Origin of the sequence: Variovorax sp. YR634 (genome assembly GCF_900106655.1) — a bacterium.
Classification (GTDB): Bacteria; Pseudomonadota; Gammaproteobacteria; order Burkholderiales; family Burkholderiaceae_C; genus Variovorax.
In genome coordinates, this window is the sequence record NZ_FNOL01000015.1 from 1 (window position 1) to 20,487 (window position 20,487).

Consider the following 20,487-nt stretch of genomic DNA (forward strand, 5'->3'; position numbering starts at 1 on the left):
GGTTCTGGCCTACAACCTCAAGCGAGCAATCAAGATCCTCGGCGCAAGTACCCTGATTGCAGAGATGAAGTCGTAGGAGCCGACTCGCGTCTTGTCGAGACGGCCGAGAATTCCGGTAGGAACTGAGTCCGCCGGTCCAACGGATCTTGCGCGCCCCTTCAATGCAGCTGTTTCCACACAGCCTCGACTGACAGCGGCCATCCCGACCGGCGCGATCCAGCATTGCTGCCAGAATCTGTGCACAGACTGCGGCCCAACTGCGGCATCGCGATCTCATGAGAGAGAAAACGAGGACATGACCCAAGAAGACGCCGCGCCCCTGCGTGCTCCGCTAAAGCTGCCAAAGCTGACCTTGGCCGATGGCCGCTACGTCACGCGGGGTGCGCCTCGCAACGGCGGCCTCGCCGTCGTCTATCTAGCCAGTGACACAGAAACGGGCGAGAGCGTGGCCGTGAAGGTGTTCCGGAGCACCGGTGCGCCCGATGACGTCATCGAAGAATCGTTTCGGCGGGAAGTGCAGGCGCTCTCGGAGCTGAAGCACCCCCACGTCATCCGCATCCATGATTTTGGGCACGACAAGGGCCAGGGCTTGCACTACTTGGTCATGGACTGGGTCGCACAGGATCTCAAGGCACGCTTTCTTTCCCACGATCCCCACGAGCCTGCATTCGCCGACTGGGACAGCTACTACGAGGCGGTGGGCCGACCGGTCCTAGAGGCGCTGGCCTTTGCCCACTCCCGGGGCGTCGCCCATCGCGACGTTAAGCCCAGCAACATCCTCGTGACACCCGAGGGCCAGGTCAGGTTGTGCGACTTTGGGATCTCAAAGATACGCAACTTCCTGGCGCCCGGCGTCACGCTGGCCCATTTTGCGTCTGAGCCGTTTTCTCCTCCGGAGCCAGATGACGGCAGCCACAGCTATAGCCGCGACGTCTACGGCTTTGCGGTTCTGAGCCTGTGCCTTCTGGCCACGACGCCTCTCAAGACCAGCGCCGATGTGCAGCGGGCCATCGACACCATTGCGCTCGCCCCAGATGTACGGGAAGTGCTTCGCAGCTGCCTCCATCAAGATGACCCCGCCGAACGGCCACCCATGGCATCGGTACTGCTGGCCCAACTGCTCAAGGCGGCGCCTGTACCGGTGCGACCTTCCCCTGTGGTGCTGCTTTCCATCACGCGAGCCGTGAGAATGACCCTGGAGCATGACTTAGGTCTGACAGGGAATAGTGCGGAGGCCTTTGTCCTCGAGGATTTGGCGCAGGCCACCGGCGAACAGGAGCCAGATCACGCAGAGCGGCCGGAGTGGGGCATGCGGCTGTATGGGGCGAAGTACGGCTACATCGGACGCATGGACGAACTTCGCACAAGGATCGTCCTTGTAAGCGCGCGCGACTACTCCGCATCTGAGCTCGAACGCAAATCGAAGCAAGCTTTCGACCTCGGGGTGCGTTTGGGCTTCGCCGGCGCTTCCACCCACAGTTCTGGCCTTGCTTTCGACTCAATGCGTGAGCAGCTCGCGTCAGCCCAGGAGTTGCGCAAACATCGACTGCTCGAAGAGCAGGAGCGCAAGCTGTTCAACAAATGGCTGGACCTACTGTCCGCGAAGTCGGACCTGGAGAAACAGAGGCGCGTTGCCCTGCGCTACGACAAGCGCGAGGAACATCAGGAGTTCCTCCGCCTGACCTTGCAGGACGGGCAGGAGGCCGCGGCGCTGGCAGACCAGCCAGTGGTCATCAGCGTGGGCAAGCGCGAGGAGTTCCAGGGCATGGTCGTCCGCGCCCTCGACCACATGCTGCTGATTCGCCCAGCCGAGCGCAACCGAGTAAGCATTGCATCATTGCCGGAACAAGGCTCCGTCGAGACTGACTCGACCCGCACGGACATGGCCTTAGATCGCCAGCGCTCCGCGGTGGAGGCCGTTCGCCATGGCCGTTCGGTCAATCCAGAGCTCGGTCAACTGATCGCAAATCCGACAGGGACAACGGTACCACCGCTTCCGGAAGTGGACTTCATTCAGAAGGACATGGATGAAGACAAGCAAGACGCCGTCCGCGCCGCCCTGTCCGCGCCGGACTTGCTGGTGGTAGAGGGGCCGCCTGGCACCGGTAAGACGACCTTCATCACCGAACTGGTGCTGCAGACGCTGCGCGCGCAACCTAATGCGAGGGTGTTGCTGACCTCTCAGACACATGTGGCACTGGACAACTCGCTTGAGCGCATCGTGGCGCGCTCTGGTGGCACGGTTGAAGCGATCCGCATTGGCCAGCGCGAAGATGAGCGGATCGCGGCCTCTACGCGGCGCCTGCTGCTCGACGAGCAATTGCCCGCATGGCGCGAGCAGGCCCTCGCATCGGGCGTCGAGTTTCTTCAGCGCCGCGCCGCGGACGCAGGTGTGCCGCTGCGCGAGATCCAACGCTCTTTGGCGCTGGACGCATTCTTCAGCCTGAAGGTGCGGCTTGAAGCCGTAGTCGTGCGCAGCGAGGACGCCCTGGCCTTGCTGGAGAGCCCGGTAAACAGCCCGCTTTCCGAAGAAGTAGTTCGCCAGTATCGAGAAGAGCTGACTGGCTTAGCTGCTGAACAACGCGAGCTGGAACAGAGCTTGGTGAAGGCGCGCAAGGAGCTGGCGGTGCATTTGTCAGCCGACACAGTGGCCGAGCTCCTCAAGTGCGACCCCGAGGATCTGCCCCACTGGCTCGAGATGTTCGACAGCGGTTCGCCGGCGGCGCCGCAGTTGAAGGAGCTGCTACGCATTCATGCGGACTGGTCGGCCGAGTTCGGACGCAGCATCGAGTTCAAGGCGGCGCTGGTCGCCTCTGCGCAGGTGGTGGCCGGCACCTGCCTGGGCGTTGCGAGCGTGCCGGGGAAGAACGAGCTGACCTACGACCTGTGCATCGTGGACGAGGCCTCGATCGCAACACCGACCGAGGTCCTAGTTCCAATGGCGCGGTCACACCGAATCATCCTGGTGGGCGACAACAACCAGCTCTCGCCGTTCCAGGACCGCGAGCTTGAGCAGAAGGGTTTGCTGGAGACTTACGGCCTCACGCCGCAGGATCAGAAGCTGACGCTCTTCCAGCGACTAACCGATGAGCTGCCCGCCGACCTCCATAAGACACTCACGACGCAACACCGCATGTTGCCCGCAATGGGCAAGCTCGTGTCCGACTGCTTCTACGATGGACAACTCAACAGCGTTGCGCGCGAGCCTGCGGCTCATCTGCACGGCGTGTGGCAACGGCCCGTGATGTGGTTTTCGACCTCCCGTCTGGCGCGGCGTCAGTCGCAGACCTGGGGAACTTCGCACTATAACGACACGGAGGTTGAGGTCATCTTGCGACAACTGGTGCTTCTGGACCAGGCGATCCAGCGCGGCGCGCACAAGGACAACCGGGTCAGCGTCGCGCTCCTGACCGGTTATGGCGAGCAACGCCAGCGTCTGGAGCGCAGCGTACAGACTCGCCGTCATGAGTGGCGCAGCTTCAGCGACATCTACGTCAATGTGGTGGACGCCTTCCAGGGGCGCGAAGCCGACGTCGTGCTGTTTTCGGTCACGCGCTCCGGTGTGGAGCATCTCGGCTTTCTGAAGGAGATGGAGCGCATCAACGTCGCCTTGTCACGCGGCAAGGAGCTATTAGGCATCGTGGGTGACCTGCACTATTGCCAGACCGTGCAGGGCGCAGTAAATCCGCTCAAGGGGGTCATTGACCATATGCGACGCAATCCTGCCGATTGCCATGTCCAGGAGCTGACAGCATGACACTGCAAACGATGCTCAACGAAGCCGCGCGCAGTCGTGCGGGCCAACAGCTTGCCTATTTCAAAGAAGCTGGCCTGCCGGTCTACGTCCTGCAAGTGCGCGTGCTTGTCAAAGAAACGCGCCCATTGCCTCCGATCGAGACAGCCGTGCTGCGCGCGGTCCGCGCGGGCCTGAGCACGCCCGCCGAGATTTACGGTTTCCTGGGCATGTCTGAGCGCGCCCTGGTGCCGGTGCTGGCCGAGCTTAACAAGAAGGAGTTCATACAGTACAGCAAGGCGGCTGGGGATGAGCAGGCTTCGCTCAAGCTGACTGGCCCCGGCCGAAATGCGGTGGCCGAGGCCTGCGCCGTCACTCCGATCGAGCGCACAGTTCCGATCTGCTGGGACGCACTCACGCGCAAGATCATCACGGTGCCGCCCGAGCATTTGAACCGGTCCAGGGACATGACCGAGCTGGGACGTTTCGAGGTGCCCGGCGCGCGTGCGCGCAATTTGCAGCCCTCGGACATCAGCCTGGACGTGCTGCATGGAATCATCGAGCGCCACAAGTCTGCCGCCATCATTCGGCAAGAACTGGTCGCAATCAAAAGCATCGAGCGGCGCGAGCTCAGGTTTCTCGACTGCCTGATGCTGTTCTTCCGCCGCGCGGCGGAGCCAGCGGTCGTAGACGTTGCGTTCTGGCGAGAGGACGGCGCCTCGATGGCGCACGAGCAGGCCTTTCGTCATGCCGGCGGTCCAGATCGTGTGGGGGCGCGGTTGCTGGCGGCAGTTGACCCCGTGCCCCTCACGTCGCCTACATCGTTCCTGAACATGATCGCGGACAAGGCTGCAGAGCAGCAAGTTGCGGCCCCCCAACCAGGGCTCGAGCCGGACGCGGCGGCGGACGACACACTTGAATCACTGCTGTGCCATCAACACCCCGACATCCTTCGCGGAGCGCTTCAGCAGGCCCGTAAGAGGCTGCTGATCATCTCGCCTTGGATCCGCCACCACGTCGTGGACGCTCTCTTCCTGCGCGACCTCGAGGCAGCGTTGCATCGAGGCGTGAATGTGCACATTGGCTACGGCATCGATGACGGCGATCAGCGCAAACCAGGGGCGCCAGCGCCGGCGCCGGCGGGTCAGAATAAGCCGGCGATATCCAAACCGGCGAAACTCGCACTCGATGCGCTGGCCAGACGCTATCGCAATTTCAAGTTTGTCTACATCGGCAATACGCACCGCAAGCTGCTCGTCTGCGATGACACCTTCTCAGTCATCACGAGCTTCAACTGGCTATCCTTTCGCGGGGACCCGAAAGACAAGCCACGTGACGAGTATGGTCAGCTGGTGCGAAAGCGTTACTACGTTGACAAGCACTATGCGGAGGGACTCGCCCTTATCGAGAAGGGCTACAGCGGCGCCGCCAAAACAGCCGAGTCACTGCTGTCCGGTCCACCCGCCCGGCGAGGCCAGCCCACCCCTAGGCCCTGAGCGAATTTCCTGAGTGCGTTGGTGAGGCGAGTCGACTGACAGCCAATGGCTGGCTTAGGGATTTCCGCGCCGGTTGAAGCAGTCCTCGAAGAGGACTTGAGCCGGTGTGCGGAAGCCCAAGGTTTTGCGTGGGCGGGTGTTCAAACCCCAGGCGATGTGATCGAGATGGCGCTGAGAGTGGACGCTCAGGTCTGTTCCTTTGGGCAGGTATCGGACCCTGAAGACCGCCACGTGCTGGCGGCTGCGATCTCTGGGCACGTGGATGCGATCGTGACGTGGAACGAAAAGGACTTTCCCAGGGAAGTGCTGGACCCGTTCGGCATCGAGGTACAGACCCCTGACGAATTCGTCCTCAACCAGTTGATGCTGGAGAAGCTCACCGCCCTTGCGGCTTTGAAGCGAATGCGCAAGCGCTAGGCCCGGCCGCAGCACGACGCGATCGCGTTGGTCGCCCTGCTCGAAAAGCGCGGGTTGCCCCAGACTGCGGCGCACCTGCGCGATGTCGTGGCACTCATCTAGCTGGCTTGGCAGGCGCGCGCGGACTTGGCGCTATGTCATCTGGCGCGGCTTCAAGGGAATCGCGTCGGCACCGATGCGCAGCTTGTCGAGGTAGTCCGCCCAGTGCTGCATCATTTCCCGGCGCGCGGGGAGATGTGCGGTGCGGTTGTACGCACGACCGTTGGCATCCTTGACCGTGTGGGAGAGCTGGTGCTCTATGAAGTCCACGCGCTCGCCGAGCACCTCATCCATGATCGTCCGCGCGGTTGCTCTGAAGCCATGGGCCGTGTGGACTTCGGCGCTGTAGCCCATCCCACGCAGAGCGGCATTGATGGTGTTCTCGCTCATGGGGCGTTCACCCGTCCGTATGCTGGGAAACACAAACCGTCCATGCCCTGTGATCGGGTGGAGGTTGCGCAGGATCTCCACCGCTTGGGCTGCCAGCGGCACGATGTGATCGACCTTCATTTTCATCTTCGGGCCGGCGATGCGCCACTCGGCCGAGTCCAGGTCGATCTCAGCCCATTCCGCGGTGCGCAACTCGCCAGGCCGGACAAACAGCAGAGGGGAAAGCTTCAGCGCGGCAACGGTAGTGGGGTGGCCGCTATAGGCGTGGATCGAGCGCATCAGGTCTCCGACCCGCTTGGGCTCGGTGATGGCGGCGAAGTGCTTGGTGGCTTTCGAGGCCAGAGCTTCGCTCAGATCGGCGGTTACGTCCCTCTCTGCCAGTCCTGACACCACTGCGAAGCGAAACACCTGCCCGCAAAGCTGCTTGACGCGATGGGCGGTATCGATCGCGCCGCGTGCTTCCAGCTTGCGCACAACTCGCTCCAGAATGTCGCGCGGACCGATGGTGGAGATGGGCATCTTGCCGATGAAGGGGAACACGTCCTTCTCGAGCCAGGTCTTGACCTTGAGCTGCGTTCCACTGGCTCGTTTGGCCGCAGTCTTTCCCAGCCACTCGCGCGCAACCGCCTCGAGCGTATTCGCCGCTGCGTCGGCCCGGGCTCTCTTTTCTTCGCGCTTGGCCGCGCTCGGGTCAGTCCCGTCTGCCAGCAGCTCGCGGGCGGCGGCGCGGCGATCCCGAGCTTTGGCCAGCGAGACCTCTGGGTAGGTTCCCAGCGCCAGCGTTTTCCGCTTGCCGGCGAAGGTGTAGTCCATTCGCCAGTATTTCCCAGCAGTCTTCACCAACAGGTACATGCCGGCGCCGTCGGCATATTTGTCGCCGATGACCTTCCCGGTGGGCTTCACCTGCCTAACAAACGTGTCTGTCAGTGCCATCTCCACTCCTTAACGGTATCTCGTCACGGGGATTCCCGGGATACCGGCAAAAGTAACGGTATTTCTGTGCGAAGGGATGCTACGCCGCGCATCGTCGCGAGGCAAAGAAAAACCCGCTACCCTGGGGAAACGTGCGGGTTTTGATGCTTGGTGAGACGCCGTGATTCGGGTCTTTGGTGCCTTCGACAGGAATCGAACCTGTATCTGAGTCTTAGGAGGACCCCGTTCTATCCATTGAACTACGAAGACGGATTGAGGCGAGAGGAGAGGAGACCCCGCTGCGCGCCGCGATTTTATAGGCTTGGCGATGACAGGACGCGCAGGGCCCGCCAGCGCGGGCTAACCCGGATACGAAATCTGCGAAAAGTTGACCGCGATCAAGCAGGCGTGAATCAGTGGCGCGCACCATCGTGCCGGTCCGTATCTCTGCTCAGATCCAAGAACAAAAAAGAGCGAAACACTACACAGGAGACAACCTGATGAAGAAGATCGCTTCGCTCGTTCTGGGCCGTACGAAGGTCGTTGCCGCGGCCGTCCTGGCGCTGGCAGCCGCCACGCCCGCCCTCGCATGGGAACCCACCAAGCCGGTGGAGTTCGTGATTCCCGCCGGCACCGGCGGAGGCGCCGACCAGATGGGGCGCCTGCTGCAGGGCATCGTCATCAAATACAAGCTGATGAAGGAGCCTCTGATCGTCGTCAACAAGTCGGGCGGCGCGGGCGCCGAGGGCTTTCTGGCGGTGAAGGAAGCCAAGGGCGATCCGCACAAGATCGTCATCTCGCTGTCGAACCTGTTCACCACGCCGATGGCTACGGGCGTGCCTTTCAACTGGAAGGACATGACACCGGTCGCCATGCTGGCGCTCGACCAGTTCGTGCTGTGGACCAACGCGACCGAGCCCTACAAGAACGCCGGCGAGTACATCACCGCGGTGAAGACCGCGGGGCCGAGCAAGTTCAAGATGGCCGGCACGGGCTCGAAGCAGGAAGACCAGATCATCACGGTCGCGCTCGAGAAAGCCACCGGCACCAAGTTCATCTACGTGCCGTTCAAGGGCGGCGGCGAGGTGGCGGTTCAGCTGGTGGGCGGCCATGTGAATTCGACGGTGAACAACCCGATCGAGGCGGTGGCGCAGTGGCGCGCGGGCAAGCTGCGCGCGCTGTGCGTGTTCGACGACGAGCGCATGCCGTTCAAGGCCAAGGTCACGGACACGCAGTCGTGGAACGACATCCCCACCTGCAAGGAAGCGGGCGTGCCCACCAAGTACACGATGCTGCGCGGCATCTTCATGCCGCCCGGCGTGACGCCCGACCAGCTCGCGTTCTACAAGGACCTGCTGGTCAAGGTCGCCGCCACGCCGGAGTGGAAGGAGTACATGGAGAAGGGGGCCTTCAACCCGACCTTCATGACCGGCGACGCCTTCGCGAAATGGCTCACCGAGGCCGAGGCCACGCACCGCACGCTGATGGCTGACGCGGGCTTCCTCGCAAGCAACAAGTAGCCGACAGGTCGCGACGGCGGCGCGCGGCACCGCCGGAGTGCCGGCGGCCCGACGGACGGCGTGCGCGCCGCATCTGTCCCTTCTTTCTTTCTCACACACAACCACGATGGGGGCTCCATGGAGCACGACGAAACATCCGAGGGCCCGGCGCGTTCGGGCATCTCCACCCACCTGGTCGAAGCGGCGGTGGCATTGGCGCTGCTGGTGATCGGCCTGGTGGTGGTCTTCGAGGCGCGCAAGCTGGGCGCGGGGTGGACCACCGACGGCCCCGGCGCGGGCTACTTTCCGTTCTTCATCGGCGTGATCATCACGATCTCGGGCGCCGGCATCCTCTACCAGGCACTGCTCGGCAAGAGCCGCAACACCGCGGTGTTCGTCGATTCGGTGCAGCTCAAGCGCGTGCTGTCGGTGCTGGTGCCGGCCACGGTCTACGTGCTGGCGATCACCTTCCTCGGCATCTACCTGGCTTCGGCGATCTACATCGCGCTGTTCATGGTGGTGCTGGGCAAGTACGCGTGGTTCAAGAGCGTGCTTGCCGCGCTGGCGGTCAACACGCTGTTCTTCTTCATGTTCGAGGTCTGGTTCAAGGTGCCGCTGTTCAAGGGCACTCTCGATCCGCTTCGATTCCTCGGCTACTGAACCTACTCACGGAGCACAAGCGAAATGGAAGAAATCAGTGCCCTGATGCAGGGCTTTTCAGTGATCCTCACGCCGATGAACATCGGCCTGATGTTCGTCGGCATCATCCTCGGCGTGTTGATCGGCGTGCTGCCAGGCCTCGGCGGCGCCAACGGCGTGGCCATCCTGCTGCCGCTCACCTTCACGATGTCGCCGACCTCGGCCATCATCATGCTGTCGTGCATCTACTGGGGGGCGCTGTTCGGCGGGGCCATCACCTCGATCCTGTTCAACATACCGGGCGAGCCTTGGTCGGTGGCCACCACATTCGACGGCTATCCGATGGCGCAGAACGGGCAGGCCGGCGCGGCACTCACGACGGCCTTCACCTCGTCGTTCGTGGGCGCCTTTCTCGCGGTGGTGATGATCACCTTCCTCGCGCCGCTGGTCGCCAAGTTCGCGCTCAAGTTCGGCTCGCCCGAATTCTTCGCGGTGTACTTGCTGACCTTCTGCAGCTTCGTCGGCATGGGCAAGGGCTCGCCCTTCAAGATCCTGGCGTCGATGGCGCTGGGCTTCGCACTTGCGAGCGTGGGCATGGACACCGTGACCGGCCAGCTGCGCCTGACCTTCGGCCAGCCCGAGTTGATGCGCGGCTTCGACTTCCTGATTGCGGTGATCGGCCTGTTCGGCATCGGCGAAATTCTGCTGTCGATGGAAGAGGGCCTTAAGTTCTCCGGCAAGAGCGCGAAGATCGATCCCAAGGTGGTGTGGCAAACGTGGAAGCAGCTGCCCAAATACTGGGTGACCTCGATCCGCAGCTCGCTCATCGGCATCTGGATGGGCATCACGCCCGGCGGCGCAACGCCGGCCTCGTTCATGAGCTACGGACTTGCCAAGAAGATGTCGAAGAAGGGTGCCAAGTTCGGCACCGGCGAAATGGAAGGCGTGGTCGCACCCGAGACCGCCGCGCACGCCGCCGGCACCAGCGCACTGCTGCCCATGCTGGCGCTGGGCATCCCTGGTTCGCCTACCGCTGCCGTGTTGCTGGGTGGCCTGCTGATCTGGGGCCTGCAGCCCGGGCCGCTGCTGTTCGTCGAGCAGAAAGACTTCGTCTGGGGCCTGATCGCCAGCATGTACCTCGGCAACATCGTCGGCCTGATCGTGGTGCTCAGCACCGTGCCGCTGTTCGCGTCCATCCTGCGCATCCCGTTCTCGATCATCGCGCCGGTGATCATCGTGATCTGCGCGATCGGCGCCTACACCGTGCACAACGCGATGCTCGACATCTGGTTCATGCTCGGCTTCGGCGTGATGGGCTATCTCTTCAAGAAGCTCGACTTTCCGCTCGCGCCGCTGGTGCTTGCGCTGGTGCTCGGCGACAAGGCCGAAGACTCCTTCCGCCAGGCCATGCTGGTGTCGCAGGGCGACGTGATGGTGATGTTCTCGAACCCGCTGGTCGGCGGCATCACCACGCTGGCGCTGGTGCTGCTGTTCTGGCCGCTGATCTCGAAGGCGCTGGCGCTGCTCAACAGAAAGCCGAAGAAGCCCGACGAGTTCGCGGTCGAACGGCCGGTGGACTGAAACACAACGAGGAGCCAAAGACATGCCTGTGATCGCACTGACCCAGGAGATGGGTTCCCTCGCGAAAGACGTTTCGCTGAAACTCGCCGAGGCCCTCGGCCTCGCCGTGATGCGCCATGAAGTCATCGAGCACGTGGCAGACCGCATGCAGGTCTCCACGAGCCTGATCGGCCGGCTGCGCGGCGGCAAGGCCGGCCTGGTGGAGCGCCTGACCACCGACTCGCGCAGCGTGGCGCTCTACACGGCCGAGGAACTGTTCGCGCTGGCCGACCGTGGCAATGTGGTGCTGCGCGGCTGGGGTGCCACCTGCCTGCTGCGGCCGGTGCCGCACGTGGTGTGCGTGCGCATCACGCGCTCGCTGAAGAAGCGCGTCGAGTGGCTGATGAGCGACCTCGAAACCGACGACGCCGAATTTGCCGAAGCCGAGATCCGCCGCAGCGACCAGGCCCATGCCGCGCGCATGCACGCGCAGTTCGGCGTGACCTGGGGCGACCCGGTGCTCTACGACCTGGTGCTCAACACCGACCGCCTGTCGGTCGAGAGCTGCGTCGAGCAGATCCGCCTGATGGTGAACCGCCCCGAGTTCGCAGAAACGCCGGCGTCGCGTGCGCTGCTTGCCAACATGGCGCTGGAAGCGCGTGTGCGCGCCGCGCTGAAGGAGCATGAGGCCACGCGCGACATCAACGTGACGATCACTGCGAACCAGGGCGAGGTGATGCTGCGCGGCATCGTGCTCAACTCCGACGAGCGGGCGCAGGCCGAGGCGGTTGCTGCGGAGGTGTCAGGCGTCAGTGGTGTCCACAACCAGCTCAGGTTGATGGCCAGTACGAGGCGCTTTGCTTCGGCGAAGCAGACGTAGATTTCCTTCGGGGCGCGATCACGCCGACGGGGTGCCTTGCTCCGCGAATGTCTCCCGGCCTGCGGCCTCCTCCTTTATTTCGCTGCGCAAGGCACCCCATCGGCGTGATCGTTCAGCGCAGCGTTTGATCGGCCCGCACAACGACTGCGTCCATGTGTGAATGGCATCGGGTGCTCCCCGCAGCGAAATAAAGGAGGAGGCCGCAGGCCGGGGGACATTCGCGGAGGGGAGTACCCGGTGTCATTCGCACGCACCCCGAACAAACCCGAACGAACGAAAGAAGCTAAATCTTCCCGCGCTTCCTCAACCGACTAAGGGTTTCTGCTGAGAGATTCAGATACGAAGCCAGCTCCTTGCTCGGAATCCGGTCCTCGAGCTCCGGATGCTTTCGGATGAACCGATGCACGCGCCCTGCCGCATCGAGCAAATGCAGCGTGATCGTGTGCGCCATGATCTCGCTCATGCCCCGCATCACCAGGAACTCGAACAGTTCCTTGGTTTCCGCATGCCGGTTCAGAAAGGCGATCCATTCCTTCAGCGGAAGGCTCGCAACCCGCGCCTTCGTCACGCAGACGATGCCGTAAGGCGTGGGCGTGCCCAGCCGCAGCGCGGCATAGCTCGTTTCCATGTCGTTCTCGTCGGCGAAGCGAAGGATCATTTCCTTGCCCTCCGGGTTGCTCACCACCCGCTTGAGGATGCCGTCGAGGATGAAGTATTGCTCCATCTCCCGCACGCCCTGATGCAACAGGAATTCGCCCTTGTTGCCGTCCACGATGACGAGATGGGTTTCCAGTTCGGCGCGGTCGGCTTCGCTCAGGTCCTTGAGAAGGATGTTCTGCCGGAGCTGGGCACGAATGATGTTTTTCTCCGGGTGGTTTTCCAACAACGTCATGGTCACCGTCTTGCTCGATTTTTTCGCTGCCGGCGCCATTCATCGGGGCGCGCCGTTTTCGGGAAAGTTGACCGAGGTCAACGGCCGAAAGCTTGAGCCCGAATCATAGTCTTGGCTCGGGCCTTGGCCATTCACCCATGCAGAAGGAGAGACATGTCTTCAGTCAGAACAGAGAAAGAGGCAACCACCACGCTGGACGATGCCCTCAAGCCCGTGAAAACCCGCGATGCCGATGGCGAACAAGTGGTTCGCGCCATCAAGAGCTTGACGGAAGACGCGCCGGCCGCCGAGACCATCGACGGCTTCCATCTTGTCATCGATGCGCTCAAGCTCAACGACATCGACACCATCTTCGGCCTGCCCGGCATCCCGATCACCGACCTCACGCGCATGGCCCAGGCCGAAGGCCTGCGCGTCATCTCGTTCCGCCACGAGCAGCACGCCGGCAACGCCGCAGCAGCTGCAGGCTTCCTCACGCAGAAGCCCGGCATCTGCCTGACCGTGTCGGCCCCCGGTTTTCTCAACGGCCTCACCGCGCTGGCCAACGCCACCACCAACTGCTTTCCGATGATCCTCATCAGCGGCTCCAGCGAGCGCGAGATCGTCGACCTGCAGCAAGGCGACTACGAGGAAATGGACCAGCTCGCCATCGCCAAGCCGCTGTGCAAGGCCGCCTTCCGCGTGCTGCATGCTGAAGACATCGGCGTGGGCATTGCGCGCGCCATCCGCGCTGCGCTGTCGGGCCGTCCGGGCGGTGTGTACCTCGACCTGCCCGCCAAGCTGTTCGCGCAGACCATGGACGCAGCAGCCGGCAAGAAGTCGCTCATCAAGGTCGTCGACCCCGCGCCGCGCCAGATTCCCGCGCCCGACGCCGTCAAGCGCGCGCTCGACCTGCTCAAGGGCGCAAAGCGCCCGCTGATCCTGCTCGGCAAGGGCGCCGCCTATGCACAGGCCGATGCCGACATCCGTGCATTCATCGAGAAGACCGGCATTCCCTACCTGCCGATGTCGATGGCCAAGGGCCTGCTGCCCGACACCCACGTGCAGTCGGCCGCGGCCGCGCGCTCCTACGTGCTGCAGGAAGCCGACGTGGTGCTGCTGGTCGGCGCGCGCCTGAACTGGCTGCTCTCGCACGGCAAGGGCAAGACCTGGGCGCAGGAAAAGGGCGCCAAGCAATTCATCCAGATCGACATCGCGCCGACCGAGATCGACAGCAACGTCGCCATCGAAGCACCCGTGATCGGCGACATCGGCTCCTGCGTTGCCGCGCTGCTGGCCGGCATCGATGCCAAGTGGGCCAAGCCGCCGGCCGATTGGACCGGTGCCATTGCCGAGCGCAAGGACAAGAACCTGTCGAAGATGGCCGTCACGCTGGCCGCGCGGCCCTCGCCGATGAACTTCCACAGCGCGCTCAGCGTGATCCGCGACCAGGTGAAGGCGCGGCCCGATGCCATCGTCGTCAACGAAGGCGCCAACACGCTCGACTTCGCGCGCAGCATCGTCGACATGTACGAGCCGCGCAAGCGCCTGGACGTGGGCACCTGGGGGATCATGGGCATCGGCATGGGCTTCTCGGTGGCCGCGGCCGTGGTCACCGGCAAGCCGGTGATCGCCATCGAGGGCGACAGCGCCTTCGGCTTCAGCGGCATGGAGGTGGAAACCATCTGCCGCTACAGCCTGCCCATCTGCGTCATCGTCTTCAACAACAACGGCGTCTACCGCGGCACCGACGTGAACGCCAGCGGCACACCCGACGTGGCGCCCACCGTGTTCGTCAAGAACGCGCGCTACGACAAGCTGATGGAAGCCTTCGGCGGCGTCGGCGTGCATGCCACCACTGCCGATGAACTCCAGAAGGCCCTGGCCGAGGCCGTCGCCTCGGGCCGGCCGACCCTGATCAATGCCGTCATCGATGAGACCGCGGGCACCGAAAGCGGCCGCATCACAAGCCTGAACCCCAGCACGGCGAAGAAGAAGTAACCCGAGTTCCATCATTCAAGGAGATATCCAAATGAGCAGCAGCAACAACAAACCACTCAGCGGCATCAAGATCATCGACTTCACGCACGTGCAAGCCGGTCCCGCCTGCACGCAGATGCTGGCCTGGTTCGGCGCCGACGTCATCAAGGTCGAGCGCCCCGGCGCCGGCGACGTCACGCGTTCGCAGCTGCGCGACATTCCCGATGTCGATGCGCTGTACTTCACCATGCTCAACAGCAACAAGCGCTCGCTGACGCTGGACACCAAGCAGCCCGAAGGCAAGGTCGTGCTGGAGAAGCTGATCCGCGAATCCGACGTGCTGGTCGAGAACTTCGGCCCAGGTGCGCTCGACCGCATGGGCTTCACCTGGGAACGCATCCAGGAACTCAATCCGAAGATGATCGTCGCCTCGGTCAAGGGCTTCAGCGACGGCCACCACTACGACGACCTGAAGGTGTACGAGAACGTCGCGCAGTGCGCAGGCGGCGCTGCCTCGACCACCGGCTTCTGGGACGGCCCGCCCACCGTGAGCGCTGCCGCCCTTGGCGACAGCAACACCGGCATGCACCTGGCCATCGGCATCCTCACGGCCATCATCGGCCGCCAGCAGACCGGCAAGGGCCAGCGCGTGGCCTGCGCGATGCAGGACGCAGTGCTCAACCTGTGCCGCGTGAAGATGCGCGACCAGCTGCGCCTCGACAAACTTGGCTACCTGGAGGAATACCCGCAGTACCCGCACGGCACCTTCAGCGACGTGGTGCCGCGCGGCGGCAACGCCGGCGGCGGCGGCCAGCCGGGCTGGGTGCTCAAGTGCAAGGGCTGGGAGACCGACCCGAACGCCTACATCTACTTCACGGTGCAGGGCCATGCCTGGGCTCCGATCTGCGACGCCATCGGCAAGCCCGAGTGGAAGACCGACCCCGACTACATGACACCGAAGGCACGCCAGCCGCACATCACCGACATCTTCGCGACCATCGAAGGCTGGCTGGCCGACAAGACCAAGTTCGAGGCGGTCGACATCCTGCGCAAGTTCGACATTCCCTGCGCGCCGGTGCTGACGATGAAGGAACTGCTGCACGACCCGTCGCTGCGCGCCAGCGGCTCCATCGTCGAAGTGCCGCACAAGGAGCGCGGCAGCTACTTCACCGTGGGCAGCCCGATCAAGTTCTCGGACCTCAAGCCCGAGATCACTGGCTCGCCGCTGCTTGGCGAGCACACCGACGAAGTGCTGGCGGAGCTGGGCTACAGCAAGGACCAGATCTCCAACCTGCGCGAAGCCAAGGCTGTGTAGGCCGGGTTCGCTGCGGGGGGCTTCACCCCCTGCAGTGAACGACGACATGTAGACAGGTAGCGCCGGGAGGCACGTATGCAAACGAACCTGGATTTCAAGCAGCTCGTCGAAGGCGCCGGCGACGCGATCATGGTGTGCGATGCGGCAGGCGCGATCACGTTGTGGAACCGTGCCTCCGAGCGCATCTTCGGCTTCACCGAAGTCGAGGCGCTCGGCAAGTCGCTCGACCTGATCATTCCCCAGCGCCAACGCCAGCGGCACTGGGACGGCTACAACAAGACGATGGAAACCGGCGTCACCAAGTACGGCGCCGACCTGCTGCGCGTACCGGCGCTGCACAAGGACGGGCACACGCTGTCGATCGCCTTCACGGTGTCGATGCTGTTCTCCGCCGATCACGAGGTCACGGGCATCGTTGCCATCGTTCGCGACGAGACCGCCCGCTTTGCCGAGGAGCGCAAATTGCGCGCCCGTCTGGTAGAAGTCGAAGCCACGATGATCAAAGAAGGAGACAGTCAATGAGCAAAGCACTCGAGGGCGTTCGAATCCTCGATTTCACCCATGTGCAGTCCGGCCCCACCTGCACCCAACTGCTGGCCTGGTTCGGTGCCGACGTCATCAAGGTCGAGCGTGCAGGCGAAGGCGACGCAACGCGCGGCCAGCTGCGCGACATTCCCGGTGCGGACAGCCTCTACTTCACGATGCTGAACCACAACAAGCGCTCGATCACGCTGGACACCAAGAAGCCCAAGGGCAAGGAAGTTCTCGACAGCCTGATCAAGACCTGCGACGTGCTGGTCGAGAACTTCGCGCCTGGCGCACTCGACCGCATGGGCATTACCTGGGCCCACATCCAGAAGCTCAACCCTCGCATGATCGTGGCTTCGGTCAAGGGCTTCGGCCCCGGCAAGTACGAGCACTGCAAGGTCTACGAGAACGTGGCCCAGTGCGCCGGCGGCGCGGCATCGACTACCGGTTTCGAGGACGGCCCGCCGCTCGTGACTGGCGCGCAGATCGGCGACAGCGGCACCGGCCTGCACCTGGCGCTCGGCATCCTCGCCGCGCTGTTCCAGCGCAACAGCACCGGGCGCGGCCAGCAGGTGCTCGCGCCCATGCAGGACGCCGTGCTCAACCTGTGTCGCGTGAAGATGCGCGACCAGCAGCGCCTGGAACGCACCGGCACCATGCACGAGTACCCGCAGTACCCCGACGGCAAGTTCGGCGACGCGGTGCCGCGCGCCGGCAATGCATCGGGCGGCGGCCAGCCCGGCTCGATTCTCAAGTGCAAGGGCTGGGAGACCGACCCCAACGCATACATCTACTTCATCACGCAGGCGGCCGTGTGGCCTGCGGTGTGCAAGGTCATCGGCGAAGAGGGCTGGATCAACGACGAGGCCTACGCCACGCCGGCCGCGCGCCTGCTGCACCTGAAGCCGATCTTCGCGCGCATCGAGCAATGGACCATGACCAAGACCAAGTTCGAGGCCATGGACATCCTCAACGAGTACGACATTCCCTGCGGGCCGATCCTCTCGATGAAGGAGATCGCCGCGGACGAATCGCTGCGCGAGACCGGCACCATCGTCGAGGTCGACCACCCGGTGCGCGGCAAGTACCTGACGGTGGGCAACCCCATCAAGATGTCCGACAGCCCGACGGTGGTGACGCGTTCGCCGCTGCTCGGCGAACACACCGAGGAAGTGCTGCGGCAGCTCGGCTACGGCGCGGACGAGCTGGAGACATTGCGGGCCGAACGCGTGATCTGAGGCACGGCGGGCGCAGACCCGCCCGCCTGCCATCGTGAGTTGAAAGAAAAAGCGCTGCCTGCGGGTGGCGCGGAAGGCCCTTGGGCGCGTGGATTTGGCGCCTTCCATGCATAACTCATGGCGAATGGTTTTTATAAATTCATTTAATTTTTATTTATTGTCCATCGACCCTACATTTTGAACTCGCCGGGATTTTTCATCCGATTCATCAATTCGGCATTCATTCAAGGAGAAGGTCATGGAAAACCATTCACCCATTCAGTACTGGCGCGACGAAATCGAGCGCAATGCCTATAACGCAGCATTCTTCGAATTGGGGCTGCGCTGGCATTGGGACGGCGAAACCTACGACCGCCTGATGGGCCTGAGCCAGAGCGCCAACGAGCGGATCGGCCACTACCTGAAGACCCATCAGCCGCATCTGCTGAAGGCCTACGACGCCGAATTCCTGGCCGAGGCAATCGAGCAGAAGAAGGAATTGCACAGAAAGCGGGAAATGGCTTCGTCGAGCTATTTCAATTGGGCGGAAAGCCACGGCGTCGAGCTCGGTGCCTGAAATTCCTTGCAAATAAACAGCCTGCTGCGACCATGAACATCCACGAATACCAAGGCAAGGACGTGCTGCGCCAATACGGCGTGGCGACACCCCGTGGATTCGTCTGCCGTTCGCCCGACGAGGCGGCAGACGCCGCCACCCGTCTCGGTGGCCGGGCCTGGGTGGTCAAGGCGCAGATTCATGCGGGCGGCCGCGGCAAGGGCGGCGGCGTGAAGCCCGCGTGGTCCGTCGCCGAAGTGCGGCGGCACGCGGACCAGATGCTCGGCATGACGCTGAAGACACCGCAGACCGGCCCCGAAGGCCGCGTGGTGAAGCGGCTGCTGGTCGAGGAGAGCGTCGAGATCGACAAGGAGCTGTACCTCGGCTTCGTGGTCGACCGTAATTCGCAGCGCGTGGCGCTGATGGCGTCGAGCGAAGGCGGCACGGACATCGAGGAGGTGGCCGCACGCACGCCCGAGAAGATTCACAAGCTCTTCATCGATCCGGACACCGGCCTGCGGATTGCCGATGCAGACGGCATCGCGCGCCGCATCGGCATTGCCGAGCGCTCGGTGGTGCAGGCGCGCGTGTTCATGCAGAACCTCTACCAGGCCTTCGATGGCAGCGACGCTTCGCTGGCCGAGATCAATCCGCTGGTGCTCACACGCGACGGCCGAGTGATTGCGCTCGACGCCAAGTTCGACTTCGACGCCAACGCGCTGTTCCGCCAGCCGGAGATTGCCGCGATGCGCGACTTCGACGAGGAAGATCCGGTGGAGGTCGAGGCCTCGAAGTTCGATCTTTCATACATCGCGCTCGACGGCGACATCGGCTGCCTGGTCAACGGCGCCGGCCTTGCGATGGCGACGATGGACGCAATCAAGCTCTACGGCGGTTCGCCCGCCAACTTCCTCGACGTGGGCGGCGGTGCAACGGCGGAGAAGGTGACAGAGGCCTTCAAGCTGATGCTGCGCAATCCGAAGCTCAAGGCAGTGCTCGTCAACATCTTCGGCGGCATCATGAAGTGCGACGTGATCGCGCACGGCGTGGTCACTGCAGCGCGCGAGACCGGCCTCACCGTGCCGCTCATCGTGCGCATGAAGGGCACCAACGAGGACCTGGGAAGGACCATCCTCGCGCAGTCCGGACTGTCGATCATCAACACAGACGACATGGCCGAGGCTGCACAGCGGGCCATTGGTGCGGCTCGGAACTGGATGCGCTAGGTATGAAAGCCTGCTCCCTCATTCGCTGCGTCGTTTCGGGGCACGATCACGCCGACGGGGTGCCTTGCTCCGCGAATGTCCCCCGGCCTTCGGCCTCCTCCTTTATTTCGCTGCGCAAGGCGCCCCATCGGCGTGATCGTTCAGAGCACTGGTTGATCGGCCAGCACAACAGCCGCGTCCATGTGCGAATGGCATCGGGTGCTTCCCGCAGCGAAATAAAGGAGGAGCCGAAGGCGGGGGACATTCGCGGAGGGGAGTACCCGGTGTCATTCGCACCCACCCCGAACAAACGCACGCAGCACAAAACACGATGGAGCAAATGAAATGTCCATCCTGATCAACAAGCACACCCGCGTCATCACGCAGGGCATCACCGGCAAGACCGGCAGCTTCCACACACAGGCCTGCCTCGAATACGGCAACGGCAAACACTGCTTCGTAGCAGGCGTGAATCCGCTGAAAGCAGGCGGCTCGCTGGCCGGCATCCCGATCTTCGGCACCGTGAAAGAGGCAAAGGCCGAGACAGGCGCCACCGTCTCCGTGATCTACGTGCCACCAGCCTTCGCAGCAGCGGCAATCGACGAGGCGGTCGATGCTGAACTCGACCTCGTCATCTGCATCACCGAAGGCATCCCGGTGCGCGACATGATCCGCACCCGCCACCGCATGCAGGGCCGCAAGACGTTGCTGCTCGGACCCAACTGCCCAGGGCTCATCACGCCCGGCGAAATCAAGATCGGCATCATGCCGGGCCACATCCACCAGCGCGGTCGCATCGGTGTCGTCTCGCGCTCGGGCACGCTGACCTACGAGGCCGCGAGCCAGCTCGCGAGCTTTGGCATCGGGCAGTCGACCGTGGTCGGCATCGGCGGCGACCCGGTCGGCGGGCTGCGGCACATCGACGTGCTGAAGATGTTCAACGACGACCCGCGCACCGACGCCGTGATCATGGTCGGCGAGATCGGCGGCGATGCTGAAGAGGAGTGCGCGCGCTGGATTCGCGACCACATGCGCAAGCCCGTGGTCGGCTTCATCGCAGGCGCCAGCGCACCGCCCGGCAAGCGCATGGGCCATGCGGGCGCCATCATTTCCGGCGGCCGCGGCACCGCCGAGGAAAAGCTCGCTGTGATGAAGGAATGCGGCATCCACGTGACGCGCAATCCGGCCGAGATGGGAAAGCTGCTCGCCTCGCTCGTCATCCCCGACTACCTCCCGTTCGACTGACTGAC

16 protein-coding genes and 1 tRNA gene are annotated in these 20,487 nt (G+C 63.5%); 14 read left to right on the top strand and 3 right to left on the bottom strand.

Going from position 1 to position 20,487, the window contains the following annotated elements; translation table 11 throughout:
* The first annotated feature begins 295 nt into the window (after positions 1 to 295).
* From BLV60_RS22450 to BLV60_RS22460, 3 genes are all read left to right on the top strand, one after another.
* Positions 296 to 3,757, top strand: coding sequence for a serine/threonine-protein kinase (locus BLV60_RS22450; RefSeq protein ID WP_093057504.1), 3,462 nt, complete (start codon positions 296 to 298; stop codon positions 3,755 to 3,757).
* On the top strand, positions 3,754 to 5,229 hold the full coding sequence (locus tag BLV60_RS22455; protein ID WP_093057505.1) for a phospholipase D-like domain-containing protein: 1,476 nt from the start codon (positions 3,754 to 3,756) through the stop codon (positions 5,227 to 5,229). Before BLV60_RS22450 ends, BLV60_RS22455 begins: the two co-directional genes overlap by 4 nt.
* 165 nt (positions 5,230 to 5,394) lie before the next feature.
* A complete protein-coding gene (locus tag BLV60_RS22460; protein ID WP_256329453.1) occupies positions 5,395 to 5,646 on the top strand; it encodes a PIN domain-containing protein in 252 nt (83 codons plus the stop codon).
* Between the two features lie 132 nt (positions 5,647 to 5,778).
* On the opposite strand, the gene BLV60_RS22465 is transcribed toward BLV60_RS22460, so the two are convergent.
* Positions 5,779 to 7,008 carry a tyrosine-type recombinase/integrase gene (locus BLV60_RS22465; protein WP_093057506.1) on the bottom strand — a complete coding sequence of 410 codons (1,230 nt, stop codon included), beginning with the start codon at positions 7,006 to 7,008 and terminating at the stop codon, positions 5,779 to 5,781.
* Positions 7,009 to 7,182: 174 nt separating this feature from the next.
* A tRNA-Arg gene (locus BLV60_RS22470) sits at positions 7,183 to 7,257 on the bottom strand.
* Between the two features lie 230 nt (positions 7,258 to 7,487).
* Here BLV60_RS22470 and BLV60_RS22475 point away from each other — a divergent pair.
* The 4 genes from BLV60_RS22475 to BLV60_RS22490 all read left to right on the top strand — a co-directional run bounded on the left by BLV60_RS22475 (position 7,488) and on the right by BLV60_RS22490 (position 11,565).
* Entirely contained in the window at positions 7,488 to 8,507 is a 1,020-nt protein-coding gene (locus tag BLV60_RS22475; protein ID WP_093057507.1) for a Bug family tripartite tricarboxylate transporter substrate binding protein, read from the top strand.
* A gap of 117 nt (positions 8,508 to 8,624) precedes the next feature.
* Positions 8,625 to 9,146: a tripartite tricarboxylate transporter TctB family protein gene (locus tag BLV60_RS22480; protein WP_093057508.1), complete on the top strand. Its 522-nt coding sequence runs from the start codon at positions 8,625 to 8,627 to the stop codon at positions 9,144 to 9,146.
* Positions 9,147 to 9,170: 24 nt separating this feature from the next.
* The gene (locus BLV60_RS22485) at positions 9,171 to 10,706 is read left to right on the top strand and encodes a tripartite tricarboxylate transporter permease (RefSeq protein WP_093057509.1); all 1,536 of its coding nucleotides are present in this window, start codon (positions 9,171 to 9,173) and stop codon (positions 10,704 to 10,706) included.
* A 22-nt stretch (positions 10,707 to 10,728) separates the two neighbouring features.
* Positions 10,729 to 11,565, top strand: a complete 837-nt coding sequence (locus BLV60_RS22490; protein ID WP_093057510.1) for a cytidylate kinase family protein — start codon at positions 10,729 to 10,731, stop codon at positions 11,563 to 11,565.
* Between the two features lie 283 nt (positions 11,566 to 11,848).
* Here the strand turns inward: BLV60_RS22490 and BLV60_RS22495 are convergent, their stop codons facing one another.
* Positions 11,849 to 12,457 (bottom strand): Crp/Fnr family transcriptional regulator, encoded by a 609-nt coding sequence (locus BLV60_RS22495; RefSeq protein WP_093057638.1) that lies wholly within the window; start codon positions 12,455 to 12,457, stop codon positions 11,849 to 11,851.
* A 153-nt stretch (positions 12,458 to 12,610) separates the two neighbouring features.
* Between BLV60_RS22495 and oxc the strand changes: the two genes are divergently transcribed.
* From oxc to sucD, 7 genes are all read left to right on the top strand, one after another.
* Positions 12,611 to 14,437: an oxalyl-CoA decarboxylase gene (gene oxc, locus BLV60_RS22500; RefSeq protein ID WP_093057511.1), complete on the top strand. Its 1,827-nt coding sequence runs from the start codon at positions 12,611 to 12,613 to the stop codon at positions 14,435 to 14,437.
* Positions 14,438 to 14,468: 31 nt separating this feature from the next.
* Positions 14,469 to 15,731, top strand: coding sequence for a formyl-CoA transferase (gene frc / locus BLV60_RS22505; RefSeq protein WP_093057512.1), 1,263 nt, complete (start codon positions 14,469 to 14,471; stop codon positions 15,729 to 15,731).
* A gap of 75 nt (positions 15,732 to 15,806) precedes the next feature.
* Positions 15,807 to 16,253 carry a PAS domain-containing protein gene (locus tag BLV60_RS22510; RefSeq protein ID WP_093057513.1) on the top strand — a complete coding sequence of 149 codons (447 nt, stop codon included), beginning with the start codon at positions 15,807 to 15,809 and terminating at the stop codon, positions 16,251 to 16,253.
* On the top strand, positions 16,250 to 17,497 hold the full coding sequence (gene frc / locus BLV60_RS22515) for a formyl-CoA transferase (protein ID WP_093057514.1): 1,248 nt from the start codon (positions 16,250 to 16,252) through the stop codon (positions 17,495 to 17,497). Before BLV60_RS22510 ends, frc (BLV60_RS22515) begins: the two co-directional genes overlap by 4 nt.
* A gap of 238 nt (positions 17,498 to 17,735) precedes the next feature.
* A complete protein-coding gene (locus BLV60_RS22520) occupies positions 17,736 to 18,053 on the top strand; it encodes an HAD family hydrolase (protein ID WP_093057515.1) in 318 nt (105 codons plus the stop codon).
* Between the two features lie 32 nt (positions 18,054 to 18,085).
* Positions 18,086 to 19,258 (top strand): ADP-forming succinate--CoA ligase subunit beta, encoded by a 1,173-nt coding sequence (sucC, locus tag BLV60_RS22525; RefSeq protein WP_093057516.1) that lies wholly within the window; start codon positions 18,086 to 18,088, stop codon positions 19,256 to 19,258.
* Positions 19,259 to 19,582: 324 nt separating this feature from the next.
* Positions 19,583 to 20,482: a succinate--CoA ligase subunit alpha gene (gene sucD / locus BLV60_RS22530; protein WP_093057517.1), complete on the top strand. Its 900-nt coding sequence runs from the start codon at positions 19,583 to 19,585 to the stop codon at positions 20,480 to 20,482.
* Positions 20,483 to 20,487 lie beyond the last annotated feature (5 nt).

Bases quoted from the DNA above. Each gene is read 5' to 3' on its own strand.
- sucC (WP_093057516.1), top strand. From the start codon at position 18,086: ATGAACATCCACGAATACCAAGGCAAGGACGTGCTGCGCCAATACGGC.
- BLV60_RS22460 (WP_256329453.1), top strand. From the start codon at position 5,395: ATGGCGCTGAGAGTGGACGCTCAGGTCTGTTCCTTTGGGCAGGTATCG.
- BLV60_RS22450 (WP_093057504.1), top strand. From the start codon at position 296: ATGACCCAAGAAGACGCCGCGCCCCTGCGTGCTCCGCTAAAGCTGCCA.
- BLV60_RS22465 (WP_093057506.1), bottom strand. From the start codon at position 7,008: ATGGCACTGACAGACACGTTTGTTAGGCAGGTGAAGCCCACCGGGAAG.
- oxc (WP_093057511.1), top strand. From the start codon at position 12,611: ATGTCTTCAGTCAGAACAGAGAAAGAGGCAACCACCACGCTGGACGAT.
- BLV60_RS22520 (WP_093057515.1), top strand. From the start codon at position 17,736: ATGGAAAACCATTCACCCATTCAGTACTGGCGCGACGAAATCGAGCGC.
- BLV60_RS22475 (WP_093057507.1), top strand. From the start codon at position 7,488: ATGAAGAAGATCGCTTCGCTCGTTCTGGGCCGTACGAAGGTCGTTGCC.
- BLV60_RS22510 (WP_093057513.1), top strand. From the start codon at position 15,807: ATGCAAACGAACCTGGATTTCAAGCAGCTCGTCGAAGGCGCCGGCGAC.
- sucD (WP_093057517.1), top strand. From the start codon at position 19,583: ATGTCCATCCTGATCAACAAGCACACCCGCGTCATCACGCAGGGCATC.
- frc (WP_093057512.1), top strand. From the start codon at position 14,469: ATGAGCAGCAGCAACAACAAACCACTCAGCGGCATCAAGATCATCGAC.
- frc (WP_093057514.1), top strand. From the start codon at position 16,250: ATGAGCAAAGCACTCGAGGGCGTTCGAATCCTCGATTTCACCCATGTG.
- BLV60_RS22495 (WP_093057638.1), bottom strand. From the start codon at position 12,457: ATGACGTTGTTGGAAAACCACCCGGAGAAAAACATCATTCGTGCCCAG.
- BLV60_RS22485 (WP_093057509.1), top strand. From the start codon at position 9,171: ATGGAAGAAATCAGTGCCCTGATGCAGGGCTTTTCAGTGATCCTCACG.
- BLV60_RS22490 (WP_093057510.1), top strand. From the start codon at position 10,729: ATGCCTGTGATCGCACTGACCCAGGAGATGGGTTCCCTCGCGAAAGAC.
- BLV60_RS22455 (WP_093057505.1), top strand. From the start codon at position 3,754: ATGACACTGCAAACGATGCTCAACGAAGCCGCGCGCAGTCGTGCGGGC.
- BLV60_RS22480 (WP_093057508.1), top strand. From the start codon at position 8,625: ATGGAGCACGACGAAACATCCGAGGGCCCGGCGCGTTCGGGCATCTCC.